This window comes from Paenibacillus sp. FSL M7-0802, assembly GCF_038004945.1.
Classification (GTDB): Bacteria; Bacillota; Bacilli; order Paenibacillales; family Paenibacillaceae; genus Paenibacillus; species Paenibacillus polymyxa_B.
In genome coordinates this window covers 1,634,585-1,652,222 of the sequence record NZ_JBBOSD010000001.1, presented here as the reverse complement: position 1 = coordinate 1,652,222, position 17,638 = coordinate 1,634,585, and the positions used below count along the sequence as shown (strand labels likewise).

The 17,638-nt window shown below is 52.4% G+C and carries 15 protein-coding genes; all 15 read left to right on the top strand.

Going from position 1 to position 17,638, the window contains the following annotated elements; all coding sequences use genetic code 11:
• Positions 1 to 125: 125 nt before the first annotated feature.
• The 15 genes from MHB54_RS07855 (at position 126) to MHB54_RS07785 (ending at position 17,596) form a co-directional block, all read left to right on the top strand.
• Positions 126 to 1,424: an alpha-glucosidase/alpha-galactosidase gene (locus tag MHB54_RS07855; RefSeq protein WP_069079686.1), complete on the top strand. Its 1,299-nt coding sequence runs from the start codon at positions 126 to 128 to the stop codon at positions 1,422 to 1,424.
• 13 nt (positions 1,425 to 1,437) lie between these two features.
• Entirely contained in the window at positions 1,438 to 3,264 is a 1,827-nt protein-coding gene (locus tag MHB54_RS07850; protein ID WP_076157694.1) for a cache domain-containing sensor histidine kinase, read from the top strand.
• 16 nt (positions 3,265 to 3,280) lie between these two features.
• Positions 3,281 to 4,873 carry a response regulator gene (locus MHB54_RS07845; RefSeq protein WP_340981504.1) on the top strand — a complete coding sequence of 531 codons (1,593 nt, stop codon included), beginning with the start codon at positions 3,281 to 3,283 and terminating at the stop codon, positions 4,871 to 4,873.
• A 123-nt stretch (positions 4,874 to 4,996) separates the two neighbouring features.
• Positions 4,997 to 6,352 carry an ABC transporter substrate-binding protein gene (locus MHB54_RS07840; protein ID WP_340981503.1) on the top strand — a complete coding sequence of 452 codons (1,356 nt, stop codon included), beginning with the start codon at positions 4,997 to 4,999 and terminating at the stop codon, positions 6,350 to 6,352.
• Between the two features lie 33 nt (positions 6,353 to 6,385).
• Positions 6,386 to 7,291 (top strand): carbohydrate ABC transporter permease, encoded by a 906-nt coding sequence (locus tag MHB54_RS07835; RefSeq protein WP_023987248.1) that lies wholly within the window; start codon positions 6,386 to 6,388, stop codon positions 7,289 to 7,291.
• Positions 7,288 to 8,214, top strand: a complete 927-nt coding sequence (locus tag MHB54_RS07830; protein WP_023987249.1) for a carbohydrate ABC transporter permease — start codon at positions 7,288 to 7,290, stop codon at positions 8,212 to 8,214. Before MHB54_RS07835 ends, MHB54_RS07830 begins: the two co-directional genes overlap by 4 nt.
• Positions 8,215 to 8,378: 164 nt before the next feature.
• Positions 8,379 to 9,488: a M24 family metallopeptidase gene (locus MHB54_RS07825; RefSeq protein ID WP_076264464.1), complete on the top strand. Its 1,110-nt coding sequence runs from the start codon at positions 8,379 to 8,381 to the stop codon at positions 9,486 to 9,488.
• Positions 9,489 to 9,557: 69 nt separating this feature from the next.
• A complete protein-coding gene (locus tag MHB54_RS07820) occupies positions 9,558 to 11,081 on the top strand; it encodes an Ig domain-containing protein (RefSeq protein ID WP_068938456.1) in 1,524 nt (507 codons plus the stop codon).
• A 46-nt stretch (positions 11,082 to 11,127) separates the two neighbouring features.
• Positions 11,128 to 12,336 carry an NAD(P)/FAD-dependent oxidoreductase gene (locus MHB54_RS07815; protein ID WP_028543236.1) on the top strand — a complete coding sequence of 403 codons (1,209 nt, stop codon included), beginning with the start codon at positions 11,128 to 11,130 and terminating at the stop codon, positions 12,334 to 12,336.
• Complete coding sequence (locus tag MHB54_RS07810; RefSeq protein ID WP_028543235.1) at positions 12,333 to 13,334, top strand: proline racemase family protein; 1,002 nt, start codon at positions 12,333 to 12,335, stop codon at positions 13,332 to 13,334. Before MHB54_RS07815 ends, MHB54_RS07810 begins: the two co-directional genes overlap by 4 nt.
• A gap of 63 nt (positions 13,335 to 13,397) precedes the next feature.
• Entirely contained in the window at positions 13,398 to 14,285 is an 888-nt protein-coding gene (locus tag MHB54_RS07805) for a dihydrodipicolinate synthase family protein (RefSeq protein ID WP_028543234.1), read from the top strand.
• Positions 14,286 to 14,300: 15 nt separating this feature from the next.
• On the top strand, positions 14,301 to 15,737 hold the full coding sequence (locus MHB54_RS07800) for an aldehyde dehydrogenase family protein (protein WP_023987255.1): 1,437 nt from the start codon (positions 14,301 to 14,303) through the stop codon (positions 15,735 to 15,737).
• On the top strand, positions 15,730 to 16,044 hold the full coding sequence (locus MHB54_RS07795; protein ID WP_340981502.1) for a (2Fe-2S)-binding protein: 315 nt from the start codon (positions 15,730 to 15,732) through the stop codon (positions 16,042 to 16,044). Before MHB54_RS07800 ends, MHB54_RS07795 begins: the two co-directional genes overlap by 8 nt.
• Positions 16,041 to 16,376, top strand: coding sequence for a (2Fe-2S)-binding protein (locus MHB54_RS07790; protein ID WP_028543232.1), 336 nt, complete (start codon positions 16,041 to 16,043; stop codon positions 16,374 to 16,376). The genes MHB54_RS07795 and MHB54_RS07790 overlap by 4 nt, the downstream gene beginning before the upstream one ends.
• On the top strand, positions 16,373 to 17,596 hold the full coding sequence (locus MHB54_RS07785) for an NAD(P)/FAD-dependent oxidoreductase (protein WP_080751603.1): 1,224 nt from the start codon (positions 16,373 to 16,375) through the stop codon (positions 17,594 to 17,596). The genes MHB54_RS07790 and MHB54_RS07785 overlap by 4 nt, the downstream gene beginning before the upstream one ends.
• Positions 17,597 to 17,638: the final 42 nt, after the last annotated feature.

Sequence of the window (17,638 nt, the reverse complement as noted above, 5' to 3'; positions counted from 1 at the left end):
CAACGCATAGTCATGACTAACCTTTCCCATCGTCACTTTCCTCCTAATAAAGGGGAGAGTGGCGGTGGGTATCCTTGCATTTGAGGTGCAAAACCGCGAACAAAAAGGTGAATGGGGGAAAAAGTATGAGCAAGATTACATTTCTGGGTGCAGGCAGTACGGTATTTGCTAAAAATGTGCTTGGCGATTGTATGTTGACGCCTGCTTTGCAGGGCTTTGAACTGGCGTTGTTCGATATTGACCCTGTAAGGCTAAAAGATTCAGAAAATATTTTATCCAATTTGAAAAAAACAACAGGGAGTACCTGTGTGATTCGCTCCTACACTGATCGCAAGGAAGCACTACGTGGGGCGACCTATGTGGTAAATGCCATCCAGGTAGGCGGCTATGATCCGTGTACAATTACGGATTTTGAAATTCCTAAAAAATACGGCCTGCGCCAAACGATTGCCGATACGGTTGGTATTGGCGGTATTTTCCGCAATTTACGTACGATTCCGGTGATGCTCGATTTTGCGGCAGATGTGCGCGAGGTGTGCCCGGATGCATGGTTTCTCAACTACACAAATCCGATGGCTGTGCTGACGAATGTGATGAACGTTTATGGCGGTGTCCGTACGGTAGGGCTGTGTCATAGCGTGCAGGCGTGTATACCGGAACTGTTTAAAAGCCTCGGGCTGGAGCAGGAAGGTGTAAAGGCAAAAATCGCAGGCATTAATCATATGGCGTGGCTGCTCGAAGTGAGCAAGGACGGTGTGGATTTGTATCCTGAGATTAAAAAACGAGCCGCCGCTAAGCAACAGGAAAAGCATCATGATATGGTGCGCTTTGAAATGATGCTAAAATTCGGCTATTACATTACGGAATCGTCCGAGCATAATGCGGAGTATCATCCGTATTTTATCAAACGGGCATACCCTGAGCTGATCGAGCGCTTCAATATTCCTTTGGATGAATACCCGCGTCGCTGTGTGAGCCAGATTGCACGATGGGAAACGATGCGTGAAGAGCTTTTGGGTAATCAGGATCTGCGTCATGAACGGTCAAACGAGTATGCCTCTTATATATTTGAGGCGATCGAAACGAATCAGCCTTTTGCCATTGGCGGCAATGTGATGAACACAGGCTTAATTACCAATCTGCCGAAGGAAGCCTGTGTGGAGGTACCTTGTCTGGTGAATCGTAACGGGGTTACGCCAACCTTTGTCGGGGATTTGCCACCCCAATGCGCTGCGCTGAACCGGACGAATATTAATACCCAGCTGTTAACGATTGAAGCTGCAATCACCGGGAAAAAGGAGCACATTTATCATGCTGCTATGTTGGACCCGCACACGTCCGCAGAGTTGTCCATGGATGATATCGTTTCTCTGTGTGATGACCTAATTGCAGCCCACGGGACATGGCTCCCAGCCTATGTGTAAGGGAGGCAGATGAATGGGAGGCCGTGGTCGTCAAAAGTTCGCCGGGATTCCTACAATCCGTGGGAAATTCATTGTACTGACGCTGGTACTCACCGTCATTCCGATGGTGGTACTGACCTTTACCTTTTACCGGATCGCGGCCCATTCCCTAGGTGAGAAATCGGAAGCGCTGGCTATGCAGTCCCGGCAAATGAGTGAAAATTACGTCAATGCGACGCTCTCCGATTTGAATGATCTAACCAATGCCATTCTCAGCAGTCCTGATGTGCAGTCCACACTGGAGACCAAGCCGGAAGATGATTATGAATATTTACGGAACGATGAAACACTCAGTATGGTTGTCCGTACGCAAACCCAGACCAAGCCGTATATCACGTCCTCTCTCATATATGCCGCCAATGGCGGGCTCAAGCATTCTCTCTATCAGGGGAATGTTTCGGTCCGTTTTGGCGGTCTTCCTACATTAGAGGAAGCACGTGTGTACTATCGCCGCCTACTCGCCGAGCGGCCCATGATGTGGATGGCTCATTCGCCGTTTGAATCAGGACGCGGAATGGCGGAGGATCGCATCTATGTGGGGAAACTGCTCCGAAAAACGACTGGAGATTATGCACCACTCGGATTTTTGCTGCTGGAAATCGACAAGGCCAGTCTGTTTCGGGGGCTTGCTTTTCATGAAACAGATGGCAATACCCAGATGTGGGTGCTGGATCAGGAGGGCGAGCTTGTATACCGATTGCCGGAGCAGGGTGTTGCGGATCAAGCGCTATTGCGGCAGATTGCCAAATCGGCTGTGGATAGGCCTGTGCTTACGAAGGACTGGAGAACATGGAACGGCCGCCAGACGATGATCTCTTACGGCCCGTTAAATGAAGGACAATGGACGCTGCTGCAAAAAGTCGATCAGTCTGTGCTGTTCGAGGATGCGCGGAAAATTGGTGCCTGGACCATCTGGACTTTTTTGATTGCACTGATGCTGGGCTGGATGCTGTCTTATCGGCTGAGTGACACGATTCGACGCCCCCTGCTTCAATTGAGCCGATTAATGGCGGTCGATGGGAGTGTGAGCGCTACAGGCTCAGCCCAAGCTTTCGAAGCTCCTACTTCCGTTGTTTTTAATCCTAAGGACGAGGTAGGGCAGATCGGGGAGCGTTTTCTTCATATGATGCAAAAAAATCATGAACTGTACGGTCAGGTCTACGAAGCGTTGCTGTCGCGTAAACAGGCTGAGTTCCGCGCGCTTCAGGCGCAGATTAATCCGCATTTTTTGTACAACACGCTAGAATCGTTGAAGGGAATGGCCTTGGCGAATGGGCAACGGGATATGGCAGAGGTAATCGGTGCCTTCGGAAAATGCTTTCGCATTTCGCTAAGTTATGGCCGAGAGCAAATCAGTTTGGGACAGGAAGTCGAGCATGTAAGCGCCTATGTGAAGGTGCAGCAGTTCAGGTTTAGGAATTCGTTCGAGTGGATTTGCGAGGTCGAGGAGGATATTTGCGGATTTTATGTACCCAAACTAATCCTCCAGCCGCTCGTCGAAAATGCTATTTATCACGGCTTAAAAGGGCGCACCGACCGTGGCTATATCATGTTATCTGGTACAAGGGAAGGAGATATGTTGCGTTTGACGGTCAGTGATGATGGGGGCGGTATTGGAGTCGAGCGTCTGAACGATATCCGGAAGTCGCTAGATGCAGAACGGGGGAGTGCTATTGGCTTTGGGCTGCGCAATGTGCATGAACGTCTTCGGCATTATGGTCCGCAATATGGACTGTCCGCGACAAGCAAGCCGGGTCAGTACACCTCGGTTACCTTACTGGCACCCATTCGAACCGAATAAGAAAGGGGAGGATGGCATGTACCGGCTGCTGATTGTGGACGACGAATATCATATTCGGGAAGGACTGAAGCTGATGGTGGCGGAAAGTGGCCTGTCAGTGGAAGTCAGTGATGTGGCGGAGGACGGCGCGACGGCATTACGTTTGTATACGGAGCAGCGACCGGACATGATTTTACTGGATATTAATTTACCGGATATGAGTGGACTGGACGTAGCAAAAACCATTCGGGAAAAGGATCAGCAGACCCCGTTATTATTCCTGACAGGGTACGAATCTATGACATATATTCGTCAGGCAGTTTCGCTTCAAGCGGTCGATTATTTGCTCAAGCCGGTGACCAGCGAGGATTTCGAAGCGGCATTGAGCCGGGCTGAGGATCGCATTACGCAATGGCGAAGAAGCGAGGAGGAAGCCATTCACCGCCATCGTTCATTGGAGCCATTGTACAGGGAGCATCTACTGCTGGATTTGCTCCAGCAGCGGCGTCCTGCAGCCGAGGTCATTCGGGAGATGGACGGGCTGGGATTTTTCGGCGAGACGAGTGGACCACCTTATACCGTACTGTGCTGCGAGCTGGAGGAGGCGTCGCAGCAGGAGGCAACCGCCACTAGCAAGCCACACGGTTCCATGCATAAAAGCAGCCATGTATTCGCCGGACTGGCTGGGGAGGCTGCGGCAGCAGCCGGGGCGAAGGCGCATGGTGCGGCGGTTTCCCGCGATCGGCGTGTTGTGCTGCTGGCGACGGCATCTTGCAGGGCGGCGGAACGGACGGCACAGCAGATTCGGCAGGCCGTGCAGGAACGATTGAGCCAGGGCGTGTCCATCGGGATTAGCCGTCCCGTACAACGGATGGAGCAACTTCCCGAAGCGTATGAGGAAGCTGTGCAAGCGGCAGAGCATCGGGGGTGGGTGGGCTATAGCCAGATCATCCCCTATGAGAGTATTCAGGCGGCCGAGCCGAACAGCAGTCAATTACTGGAGAAGGAACTGCTAATGATTACGGAAATTCGAGCAGGCAATGATGCTGCCGTACATGCGATTTTACAGGAATGGTCAGGACAGTTGACAGGGTTGCCCGTCAAGCAGGTGAAAATGATTGTCACTCAGCTCGTGCTGTTCGTCATGCGGATCGTTCAGAGTGATGCATCTGTAGGACAAACGTCCATGCAGGAGCAGGACCCGTTGTTGGAGCTGTCCCGATTACGGCATGGGCCCGAGATGATTGATTATGTATCGCGCTATTTTGTTCGGGTGGGTCGTCATGTCCGAGAATCACGTGAGAAGGGGATTCCACGCAAATTCCAACGGGCCAAGGAATGGATTCGGGAGCATCTTCAGGAGGATGGCGGGCTGAACCGTCTTGCAGAGTACATGAATATGAGCCCCAAATATTTGAGTGCCCGTTTCAAGCAAGTTACAGGTGAAAGCTTCGCCGACTACCAGACGCGTGTTCGCTTTGAGCGAGCCCGAGAACTGCTGCTGGACGCGAATCGCAAGGTGGCGGAGGTAGCGGAGGTTGTGGGATTCACAGATACCAACTATTTTAGCATTGCCTTTAAAAAGCATACCGGACTGACCCCGACGGAGTTTCGTAAAACATTTTTGTAAACGCGCTGTTAAAAAAATCATACCAAAACAAAGAGAGTCTGGAGTCGTTGGGTGGTCGGCTCTGGGCTCTCGGCGCATAATAGGCTTGTAAGGAGAAACCAGTTCAGGAAGGGGCCGGTTGATTTGCTGAAACGAAGGTTACGGACATGGATGGCTCTCGTGATGACGGCGATGTTGACAGGGCTGACGGCTTGCAGTGGTAACGCTGGCGAACCGGCTAATCCCAATGCGGTCGAACTCAAGTTCATGTACTGGGGAAGCAATGACGAGAAGCAGGCGATGGAAAAAATGATTCAAAGCTTTAATACATCCCACCCGAACATTCGGGTGAAGGGCGAGCATGTCCCTGGTGACTACACGACGAAAATTAACACGTTAATGGCTGCCAATCAGCTTCCTGATATCGCCTACTTGGGCGATTCCCTCACGATGAAATGGGCAAGTGAAGGCAGACTCCTGGATTTATCCTCTTATTATGACGAATATCCCGAATTAAAAAACAAGCTCAAATCCTCCTATCTCTACAGCGAACCTGGCAAGTCTATCGGAAATTACACCGCATTGGAAGTGATGCAGTTATTTTACAACAAGGAGTTGTTTACAGAAGCAGGGGTACCCGTCCCTCCGGCTGATCCTCAAAAAGCGTGGACATGGGATGAATTTCTGGAAATTGCCAAAAAGCTGACCAAGGATCAGAACGGCAAGCATCCGGGAGACAGTGGATTTGATCCGAAAAATATTGTGCAATACGGCTTTGCCTTTGGCAATGACCGCAGCTCCTGGGGGCCGCTTTTAGCGAGCAACGGTGGAGGTTTGACTGACAAAACGGGCAAGAAGTACACCCTGAACAGTCCTGAGTCGGTGGAGGTTTTTCAGAAGTTGCAGGATCTGGTTTTCAAGGAGCATGTTTCTCCTGATTTGATCCAGCAGCAGGACATGCCGTCCAATACGATTCGGCTTCAGACAAGAAAGGTCGCAATGGTGGTAGACGGGACATGGTCCCTGCTCGATTTTTCGAACAACAAGCAGCTGCAATGGAGTATCGGCGTTCTGCCGAAGCTAAAAGAACCCAAAACGATGATTGTTGCGGGAGCCACGGTCATTTTCCAGAGCACCAAGCACCCGAAGGAAGCGCTCGAATTTTATTTGTACCATAACAATCCCGAAAAGGTGGATCTGTTCAAGTCTGGTCTTTGGATGCCTATCGAGGAAAAATATTATACCGATGAGCAGGCCATCCAGTCATGGACAAATAATGCCGCACATCCACCGGAATTTCAAAAGGCTGGCATTGAGTATGCCAGAGATTATGCGATCAAGCCGTCAACTTCGACCCTTCGCAACTGGCCTGATATCGGTTCCAAGCTGACCCCAGGGCTGGATCTGATTTGGACGAACAAGAAGACGCCGCAGCAGGCGCTGGATGAACTGGAACCTATCATTCAGCCATTGCTTCAAGGAGTATACCCGGATGAATAATGCGGCGGGACAGCTGCGAAAGGAGAACAGCCCATGAAGCGACCAAAATCAGGAATGATGCGCATGGAGCGAAACTGGGGTCTGCTATTCGCGCTTCCTGCCATCCTCGGATTAATGATATTTACAATTGGACCGATTGCGGCCTCGTTCGTATTCAGCTTAACCGATTGGACGATTGGCGGACAGATGACCTTTATCGGATTGGACAATTACCGAACCATTTTGACCGAGGATGCTACCTTTTCCCAATCCATGTTCGTGACCACATATTATGCACTGGGTAGCGTACCTCTAGGCTTGGCGGCAGCTTTTATCATTGCGCTGTTATTAAATCAAAAGGTGAAGGGTTTGTCGGTGTTCCGTACGATTTATTATTTACCTACCATTGTACCGAGTATTGCCAACACGATGCTGTGGCTGTGGATGTTCAACCCGGATTTTGGTCTGTTAAATTCGCTGCTGGAGAGCGTTGGACTGCCGGGGAGCAAATGGATTTATGACGAGAGCACTGCAATACCCTCGCTGATCATGATGAGCACCTGGGGAATCGGGAACACGGTCATTATCTTTTTGGCGGGACTTCAGTCGGTTCCCACCCATCTGTATGAAGCAGCTGAGGTAGACGGCGGCAATAGGTGGCACAAATTTTTTCACATTACCATTCCTTCGATGACACCAACTATTTTCTTCAATCTGGTCATGTCTTTAATCAGCACCTTTCAGGCATTCAATCAGGCGTATGTTATGACCAACGGAGGGCCTAACAATTCAACCCTGTTCTATGTGTTCTACTTGTGGCGTACGGCCTTTACGGAGACTAAAATCGGCTACGCCTCAGCGCTGGCCTGGATCTTATTTTTCGTCATCTTGGTCCTAACGGTTCTGATTTTCTCCACATCCAAAAAGTGGGTCCACTATGAAGGAGGGGAACGTTCATGAATCAGGTCACTTCTTCTGTCAATCCTTCAGAAACACCACAACATCCGCTTCCACAGCCTGAACGCTCCCGAAGTCCTGCTACCGCCACCCGTTCCAAACCATTCCCAATCAGCCGTGTTGTACTGTATATCGTTTTAATGATAGGTAGTGTTTTAATGCTGTTGCCATTTGTATGGCTCATTCGTAGCTCTCTGATGGGGACATCCCAAATTTTCGTGTTCCCGCCAGAGTGGATACCCTCTCCTTTTCAATGGAGCAATTACCCGGAAGCGCTGACTTCAGTACCGTTCGGCAGGTATTTTATGAATACGTTCATCATTGAGGTATGTGTGCTGGCAGGAGTGATGTTGACCTCGATTGTATCGGCGTTTACTTTTGCCCGCCTACGCTGGCCTGGACGTAATCTGATCTTTTCTCTGCTGATCGGGTCGATGATGCTGCCTTACGCGGTGACGCTAATTCCCACTTTCGTGATGTGGCGTGAGCTGGGCGGTCTGAATACATTTCTGCCGCTGATTGTTCCTGCATGGTTCGGTGGAGGGGCGTTTAACATCTTTTTGATGCGACAATTCATGCTGACGATTCCACGCGATTTGGACGAAGCGGCTTATATGGACGGAGGTACGCCTCTGACTGTACTATGGCGCGTCATTATTCCTTTATCTTCGCCTGCATTGATCGTGATCGGAATATTTACATTTATTGATGTGTGGAATGATTTTTTGGGCCCGATTATTTACTTAAGTGACGAAAAGCATTTTACGCTAGCGCTGGGGCTAGCGACCTTTCGGGGATTGAACAATACCAACTGGCCTTACCTGATGGCGGCTTCCAGCACGATTTTGGCACCCATCGTCCTGATATTTTTTATCGGACAGCGCTATTTTATCGAAGGCATCACATTGACAGGGATTAAAGGCTAAAGGAAGCTGGGACGCGCTGATGTGCTTGAAAAAGAGACGGAGAATTGGGCGCAGGACTTACGGGAATGCGGCAGCGAGAAGAGCATAGATGTGTTCAAAGCAAGTGGAGAGTGTGTTCCAAGGCATATGCCCTGAAAAGAGATGTGGAATAAGGAGGCGTACGAGTGAAAGAGGAAGAGAGTCAAAAGACAAAACCGTTACAGGGTGTTCCTGGCAGACTGGCCCGGTTACGCTCGGAATTCCCGGATCTAGGGATAGATGCACTGCTTATTACACATGGGCCTAATCGAAGATATATGACCGGATTTACAGGCTCCGCTGGAATTGCGCTTGTTACGCAGGAAGAGGCTTTTTTAGTGACGGATTTCCGCTATATGATGCAGGCAACAGATCAGGCAGTGGAATATTCAGTGATTCGGCATGAGGCGCAAATCTTTCAAACCGTGGCCGATCTCACAAGTAAATTGGGTGTCTACAGACTGGGTTTGGAGAGCCGGCATGTCTCACTTCAACAGTCGGGACAGCTACAAGCCGCGCTGGGCTCGTTGGAGTACGTACAAACGGAGGATGTCATTGAACGGCTGCGCGATGTGAAAGACGAAGAAGAGATTCGCACCATTAGCGAAGCTGCGCGTATTACCGATGCCGCCTTCACGGAGGTGCTGAATTGTATTCAGCCTGGAGTTACAGAGCGGCGGATTGCGGCGGAACTGGAATATCAGCTTCGGCTCGCAGGCGCGGAATCAGGCGGTTTTGCGTTCATTGTCGCTTCAGGTGAGCGTTCGGCGCTGCCGCACGGACTGGCCAGTGACAAGGAAATTGGTCAGAACGAGTTCGTCACAATGGATTTTGGCGCAAATGTGCGTGGTTATCTATCCGATATCACGCGTACCGTATTCGTAGGCCAGCCCTCAGAACGACATGAGAAATTGTATGCCATTGTGCTGGAAGCAAATATGAAGACGATTGCAGGACTTCGTCCCGGCATAAGCGGTCGGGAGGGAGACAGTCTGGGGCGGGATGTGATTGCTTCTTACGGCTATGGGGAGCAGTTCGGTCACGGGCTGGGCCACGGTTTTGGTCTGGAAATTCACGAGCAGGTACGGCTGTCCCGCGAAAGCAAGTCGGTGCTCGTACCGGGTCACGTCATTACTGTGGAACCGGGAATTTATATCCCAGGCTTCGGCGGGGTTCGCATTGAGGACGATGTGCTGATCACAGATGACGGTGTCAAGGTACTGACCTCTTCGCCTAAGGAACTGCTTTTATTATAAAACGCAGTGGCGTTATAGGTAACTGTCCATAGTTTGCAAGTCATTCAAAAATGAGATGGAGGGGATCAAATGAACACGCATAAAAGGCACACCAAAATATGGCTGACTGCACTGGCGGCTTCTCTCATTGTGGCTTTGACACCAGCTATTCCGGGTCAACAGGCTTATGCCGAGGCAGAGTCGGATGTAAAAGTCATCGACATCTTTAGTCGGACGGTGAACGATTATGGTATAGATCTGGTTGATTGGCAAGGATATCTGGCGAACCCGTATGTGAAGCTAAAAGTGAAGCCGCCAGCGGATGCCGCTTTTCCGTTAACGGTTACGTTAAATGCGCAGGGCACGTCCCGGCTGATGATGGATCTGCCAAGTACTTTGTCGGCGCAAGGTGCAAGCAAAACGCTGACTTTTGCCAATGCACAGGAGGAAAAAGATTTTCGGTTAGCCATCCATCCTGACCGGATTGGAGGAAACGGTGAAATAGAGAACTATACGCTGTCTATGTCCGTTGCCGGAAATGATGGTCACACGACTACTCAGTCCATTCCGATTCGCGTGTTGGATCAGGACGATAATGAAGAGCCCACAGTCCCTCTCCATTTTGATTACCGCTTCGATACGATCAAGCCTTATTTCAATGATGCGGCTACCAAAAAAGCCGCAGAGCTGGCGGTAAAGGACTGGTTCTATTTCTTTGATCTGGCTCCTTTCGATGAGGTTCCTGCCAACGCTGAGGTAAACCATCTGCCAGGAGACGACTGGCAAAATGAAATACAGGTGACAAATGATAAGCCCTACAAAGGCATGTGGGTGTTTATGAGAGGGCTGAACGGACCCTATTCTACGGGCTTTCCAGCCACGAACGGCAATTATCATACACGTAACGGTGTGACCGTCCCGGGGAACCTGAACCGTTCCTATAGTTTGATTCTGGATTTCTATGATGATGCGATTCCATTTACATCCGTGGACGATGAAGAATGGTATCAATCCGATCTGTCCAAAGTGACGGATGTGCATGGGCTGATCATGCATGAATTCGGTCATGCGATTGTATTCAGCGACACATTCCCGGGTGTCAAAGCGCTGAAGGAAGCGGCGGGCAATGACCCGGATATTATGGCTTATCAGCACAGACCAGCCGCGCTGGACGACAGCTATCATCTCTCCGGAGAGCTTGCAGAAGTCGACCGATTGAGCGGTCAAAATGGAGGCTGGCGCCATCTGTTTCCGACCCGGCGTTGGATGAACACGAAGCTTTCGCTGCTGGTAGCAGAAAAAGCAGGCTGGCCGCTGCGTAAGGACCTGACTCCTTTCCTCGCGCCAGAAATCATGACGAAGGAATTGCCTGCACCCGTCAAAGGTAAAACGTACACGGCCAAGCTGGAGGCCAAGGGAGGCGTTCCGTTTTACGATTGGACGGTGACAGGCGGTCAACTGCCCGCAGGGTTCACACTGGACCGCTTTACAGGAACGATTAGCGGAACAGCAGGCAGCGGAGCAGGCAACAAGACGTATACGTTCACCGTACAGTTACGGGATTATGATGAGCTGAGCAAGCCTGTGAAACAAAGCTTTACGCTCAAGCTGTAAATAATACCTCACAAACAGATTAAAACGGTCGAAGGGAGGGAAGCGAATGAAACATGATGCCGCGGATCTGGTCATTGTAGGCGGCGGAATCATCGGTACAGCCATCGCTTATTATGCGGCTAAGTCCGGTATGAAGGTCGTGCTGGCTGAGCGAGGGGAGATTGCAGGAGGCACTTCGTCCCGTTGTGATGGAAATATATTGGCAATCGATAAAGAGCCCGGGTTTGACAGTCGAATGTCGTTGGTATCGCAGGAGCTGGTGGCAGAGCTGGCTAGGGAACTGGAGGATGAGTTCGAGTATCGTGCGCCTGGCAGTATTCTGGTCTGTGAAAACGATCAGGAGATGCAAGCGGCTGAGCAATGGGTAACCCGTCAAGAGCAGGAAGGACTTCCATTTCGCATGCTGGATCAGCAGGATTTGCGAGAGGAATGGCCGCATTTAGCGAAAGATTTGCCGGGCGGGCTGGAGTGTGCGACAGATTCCACTGTAAATCCGGTGTTGATGACGTATGCACTGGCCGAGGCCGCGCGTCGGATGGGGGCCAAGTTATTACCGCGCATGCCGATACAGTCCATCCTTCAGGACGAAAGGGGGAACGTCCGCGGGGTGGAGACGCCTAATGGCGCTATCCATGCAGGTGCAGTGGTATTGGCGACAGGTGTGTGGACACGCAGCATCGGTCATTCACTCGGTTTGGACCTTCCGATCATGCCGCGCAAAGGGCATATACTGGTGTCTGCCCGAATGCCTTCCATTGGGAACCGCAAGGTAATGGAGTTCGGCTATCTGATGAGCAAGTTTGGTGGTCAGCGGAGTGTGGGTGAGCTTTATGAAAAATATGGTGTAGCGCTAGTATTCGAGCCAACCGCATCTCAAAACATTCTGATCGGCAGCAGCCGTCAGTTTGTCGGTATGGACACACGTGTCGATCAGCAAGTGATTCGCTTAATCGCCCGCAGAGCCATTCGCTTTTTCCCTGCTTTAGCCAATATACCGCTGATGCGGGCGTATACCGGCTTGCGTCCATGGACACCTGATCATTTGCCAATTGTATCAGCGGTGGACGAAGTACCGGGGTTGTTTATCGCTTCTGGCCATGAGGGGGATGGCATCAGTCTTGCGGCGGTTACGGGTAAGCTGGTGACCGAAATGGTACGCAGTGAATCCACTTGTATTCCGGTGGAGCCGCTGCGATATGACCGATTTGGGGAGGCTTTTACCAGCCACGAGGTTCACGGGGAGGTAACCGGATGAGTGTACCGAGCAGAATTACTACCATTGATACCCATACGGGAGGCAATCCAACGCGGACGGTCATTCACGGCGCGCCTAAGCTGGTAGGTCATACGATGCTGGAAAAAATGACTTATATGGCAGCACATCATGATGATTTTCGCCGTCTGCTGATGTTCGAGCCGCGAGGGCATGAGGTGATGTCGGGCTGCATTTTAACAGAACCTTGTCATCCAGATGCAGATATCGGTGTGGTTTTTATAGAGACTGGCGGCTATTTACCGATGTGCGGTCACGATACGATTGGAGTATGTACAGCGCTGATGGAAGGCGGGCTGATTGCTGCGGATAAAAAATCAATATTGCTGGACACTCCGGCAGGCCCGGTTCATGTGCGGCTGAAGGTGGATGCGGGCAAGGTGCGGCAAGTAACGTTCACGAACATCCCTTCTTTTGTGTACCGCCGTGAGGTTGAGGTCCAGGTAGAGGATATCGGTCAAGTCACGCTGGATATTGCGTATGGGGGCAACTTTTACGGCATTGTAGAGGCGGCTTCCATCGGTCTTGCACTGGAGCAGAGCAATGGGGCAAAAATTGTACGAACAGCAGTGCAGATTCGGGAGGCAGTGAATGCTGTTGTTGAGGTAGTACATCCTGAAAATCCGGTTATTCAAGGATTGACGCATATTGAATTTTACGGGGAGCCTGTGGCTCCACAGGCCGATTGCCGCAATGTCGTCGTCATCCCACCGGGAGGTATCGATCGTTCTCCTTGTGGCACAGGAACCTCGGCCAAGGTAGCGGTGCTGCACGCCAAGGGAAAACTGGGCTTAAATGAGCCGTTTGTGCATGAAAGCATCACAGGTTCCATGTTTCGGGCTGAAATCGTGGGCGAGACGCAGATAGGTCCTTATCCGGCAGTCATTCCACAAATTACAGGCTCGGCTTGGGTGACGGGACATCATCAATTTGTGTTGGACCCCGAGGACCCGCTTAAAGAAGGTTTTTTGCTGATGTGAGCATTTTGCATCATTCCCGAATGATGAATATGAAAATAAAGATGGGAAAGGGTTGGTGAGCATATGGCACGTTTTGAAGGTGTATATGTGGCCTTGGTTACACCGTTCACGGCAGAGCTGGAGGTAGACCATAAGCGTCTGACCGAGCTGTGCGAGCATCTGATTGCAAGCGGCATTAGCGGACTGGTTCCTACGGGATCGCTGGGAGAATATGCGGCTTTGTCCCCGGAGGAACGGTCGCAGGTTGTGCATACCGTAATTGACGCTGCGGCAGGGCGTGTCCCGGTTGTTGTCGGCTCGGCGGCTCCGTCCACCAAACAGGCGGTGCATTGGATTCAGCATGCGAAGGATGCCGGAGCAGCGGGTGTCATGGCACTGCCGCCCATTAATTATAATCCACTGCCTCACGAGGTAACGGCCCATTATGAAGCATTATCGGAGGTGGGCTTGCCGATCATTGCGTATAACAACCCCCATGATTACAAGGTTGACTTGACTCCAGATATTCTTGCGGACTTGTCGCGAATTGAAAATATCGTAGCAGTCAAGGAATTTTCCGGTGATGTACGGCGTATTCACGCTATTTTGGATCAGACAGAGCTGGAGGTCATGGTCGGAGTAGATAATCTGGCGATGGAGGGGGCATTATTCGGCGCGACAGGCTGGATTTCGGGGGTACCTAATGCGCTGCCCAAGGAAGGGGTAGAGCTGTTCCGACTTGCGCAGGCGGGAAATATGGCGGAAGCGTCCGCGTTGTATCGCAGGCTGCTGCCGCTGTTCCACTATGATGCCAGCCCGCAATTGGTACAGTCCATCAAATATATGATGGAGCTGGCTGGATTTCCGGTCGGTCCGACACGTCCGCCCAGACTTGCGCTGCCGCAGGCGGATTATGACCGCATTCGGGAAGCATTTGAGGTGGCGGTTCGTCCAAGCGAAGTTTCATCCTGAATGGAGGTGAAGACGATGGAGAGCCGAAATTGGATCGGCGGTGAGTGGCAGAACCCTTCAGGCGAGGAAATGGTGGTTCACAATCCTTCGGCCTTGAAGGAGGAGGTCGGAGTCGTCCATTTTTCAGAAACGGGCGATATTACACAGGCCGGGGATGCGGCACGGCTGGCTCAGGCGGGTTGGGCCGCGTTAAGTCCCGCAGCACGGGGAGTTTATCTGTTCAAAGCAGCCGGGTTACTAGAGGCAGCATTACCTGAATTGGCTGAGCTGGCTAGCCGTGAGATGGGCAAGCCGATTACCGAGATGCGCGGAGAGGTCATGCGAGGTGTCCATCTGCTCCGATACTACGCGGCAGAGGGCGTACGATCCATCGGTACAGTCATTCCTTCGAATGAGCCGGGAGTGCTCCAATACACGAAGCGCATTCCGCTGGGTGTAACGGCAGTCATTACGCCGTGGAATTTTCCGGTAGCTATTCCGCTATGGAAAATCGCCCCTGCACTCTTGTGCGGAAACACGGTCATCTGGAAGCCTGCCGAACATGCTTCATTAACTGCAGTACGGGTCGCCGAGCTATTCGAGGCGGTGCAGCTTCCGCCCGGCGTGCTGAACTTAGTCATTGGGCAAGGTAACCGTATTGGCGATGCCTTACTGGAGCATCCGGTACTGGATGCGGTCAGCTTCACGGGTTCTACTGCTACAGGTTTGGGCATTGCGGGACGGTGCGCACGCCGTAATATCAAGTACCAGACCGAGATGGGCGGTAAAAATGCCGCTGTGGTGCTGAAGGACGCGGATGTGGCGCAAGCAGTAGCGATGATTGTTAGCGGAGCTTTCCGTTCAGCCGGGCAAAAATGCACGGCCACCAGTCGGGTGATTGTGGAACAGTCTGTCTATGAGACATTCACGGAAGCCTTACGCCAAGCGGTGGAAAAAATACAGATCGCTCCGGCGCTTGACCCCAATGCGTATCTTGGACCTGTGGCATCGGCAGGTCAGTATGAGAAGGTCATGTCCTATGTATCACTCGCCCGCCGGGAAGCCGATATTTTAGCCGAAGGTGGAGCCGCCGCCGGGACGGATAACGGATATTATGTGCGTCCGATGGTGGCGACTGGACTTGATTCGTCCCATCCATTGATTCAGGAGGAGATTTTTGGACCTGTGATGGGGGTAATGCAGGCGGACGACTTCGAGGATGCGATTCGACTGTGCAATGATTCTATTTATGGATTAAGTGCCTCTCTATTCACCCGCGATTTGCGGTTGGCTCACCGGTTTCTGGATGAGGCGAACGCCGGTATGGTCCGGGTTAATCAGGAGACGGCTGGTGTCGAATACCAGGCTCCGTTCGGCGGTCTGAAGCAATCCAGTTCACATACCCGGGAACAGGGCCAGGCGGCGCTGGATTTTTATTCAGCGATTAAAACCTGCGCGATCAGCTATGAGTAAGCGGGCGACGGGACGAAGTGAGACGGTTGAGAGCGCATCAGGTCATTTGCTCGTATGTCGCTGTGAAGAAGTGAGTATCACACAGATGGAGCAGGCCTGCCGCATGGGCGTGGACACCGTGCGCCAGCTTAAAATGGCTACGCGGGTGACGATGGGGGCATGTCAGGGCAGGGTATGCCGACAATTGGTGGAGTCATGGTTTTACAATCAGGTTCCTGCTGCCCGCCGGGAGGCGGAGCTGTTGTCACAGAGGCCTCCCGTACGTCCCGTAACGTTCGGGCAGCTGGCAGAGGGAGGTTCCTTATGAGCCGCATGCGTATTGTAAATCACCCTATTTTGGGACCAAAGCCGGAACGGCGGCAGGTATCTTTTATTTTTGACGGTCGTCCTATGCAGGGATTGGCCGGAGAGCCATTGGCAGCAACGCTGCTGGCCAGCGGTGTCCGTTTGCTGAGAAGGCATGAGGAATCCGGTACGGCTAGAGGTGTATACTGCGCCATTGGGCATTGTAACGAATGCCGCCTGACGGTTCATCCGTTCGGTACCGTCCGTTCCTGCCTGACCAAGCTGGAGGAAGGTATGGTGGTGGAAACCGGACGGCAACTTTCGAATGAAATCACAGGGAGAATTGTGACATGAATGAAATGGCGCATCTCATCGTCATTGGGGCGGGTCCCGCCGGATTGTCCGCAGCGGTATCGGCTGCTGAGCAAGGATTGCCAGTCACGGTACTGGATGAGTTTACAGAGCCGGGTGGACGCATGCCCGGGCAATATCATGAGGAAGGCAGTCAAGGCTGGTGGGTTGGAAAACACGTTTCGGATGAGCTGATTACCCGTTGCAGGGAACTTGGGGTGGACATTCGCTGCGGCGTTTCCGTACATGGTATGGAATATACAACGACGTGGGAAATTTCCACTTCCTGTGGATTGTTCACTGCGGATTACGTATTGCTGGCGACTGGAGCTGCTGAAATTCCCGTTCCGCTGGATGGCTGGACGCTGCCGGGCGTGATGTCCATCGGGGCCGCGCAGGTGATGACCAACGTTCATTACGTTAAGCCAGGAGAGCGAGGCATCATAGTGGGCATGAACGTATTGTCGATGGCGATTGCCCGCGAGCTGTCTGTCGCCGGGGTGAAGGTGGCGGCGATTACACTGCCGTGCGCTAATCCGCTGGCTGGTGCGGCGGCAGATCCGACAGCCTCCGCGAAGCTGCTACTTCAGCTGTCGGGGCTGGCCCCTGCCGCCTGGATGCGTGCAGGCGGCAGGCTGGCAGCTGCGATGCGGATGGAGAAACTCATCGCGTGCTGCTATCCCCACAAAGGCTTCCGTCTGTGGGATATCCCGATCCGGTTGCGGACGGCGGTGCTGTCCGTCAACGGGCAGGACCGGGTCGAATCTGTGACCCTGATCCACGTTAAACCGGACGGCTCGCCTATTCCCGGCAGCGAGCGCGTCGAACCCGCCGACTTCGTGGCGCTGAGCGGCGGCTTGTACCCGCTCGCCGAGCTGGCGGCGGTAGCCGGATGCAAGTTCGTGTACAGCCCTGAGCTAGGCGGGCATGTTCCACTGCATGGTGAGCGAATGGAAACCTCGCTCAAAGGGCTGTACGTTGCCGGCAATATTACCGGCATCGAAAGCGGGCTGGTCGCGATGGCCCAAGGTCGATTAGCCGCCGCTTCCATGCTCCATGCCGCTGGACTCGGCGGAGCAGGCGGGGAACAGCGGGTGCAGGAGGCGATCTGTGAGGTCCATTTTGCACGCAAGCATGCGCTGATTCAGTTTCATCCCGGCATTACAGAGGCGAGAACGCAGCTGTACCAGCAGTGGGGGCAAACCTCTGGCAGCGGCGCGTAACGGCTCATTGTGTTTGATATGCATTTTTTTATCCCAAATTCG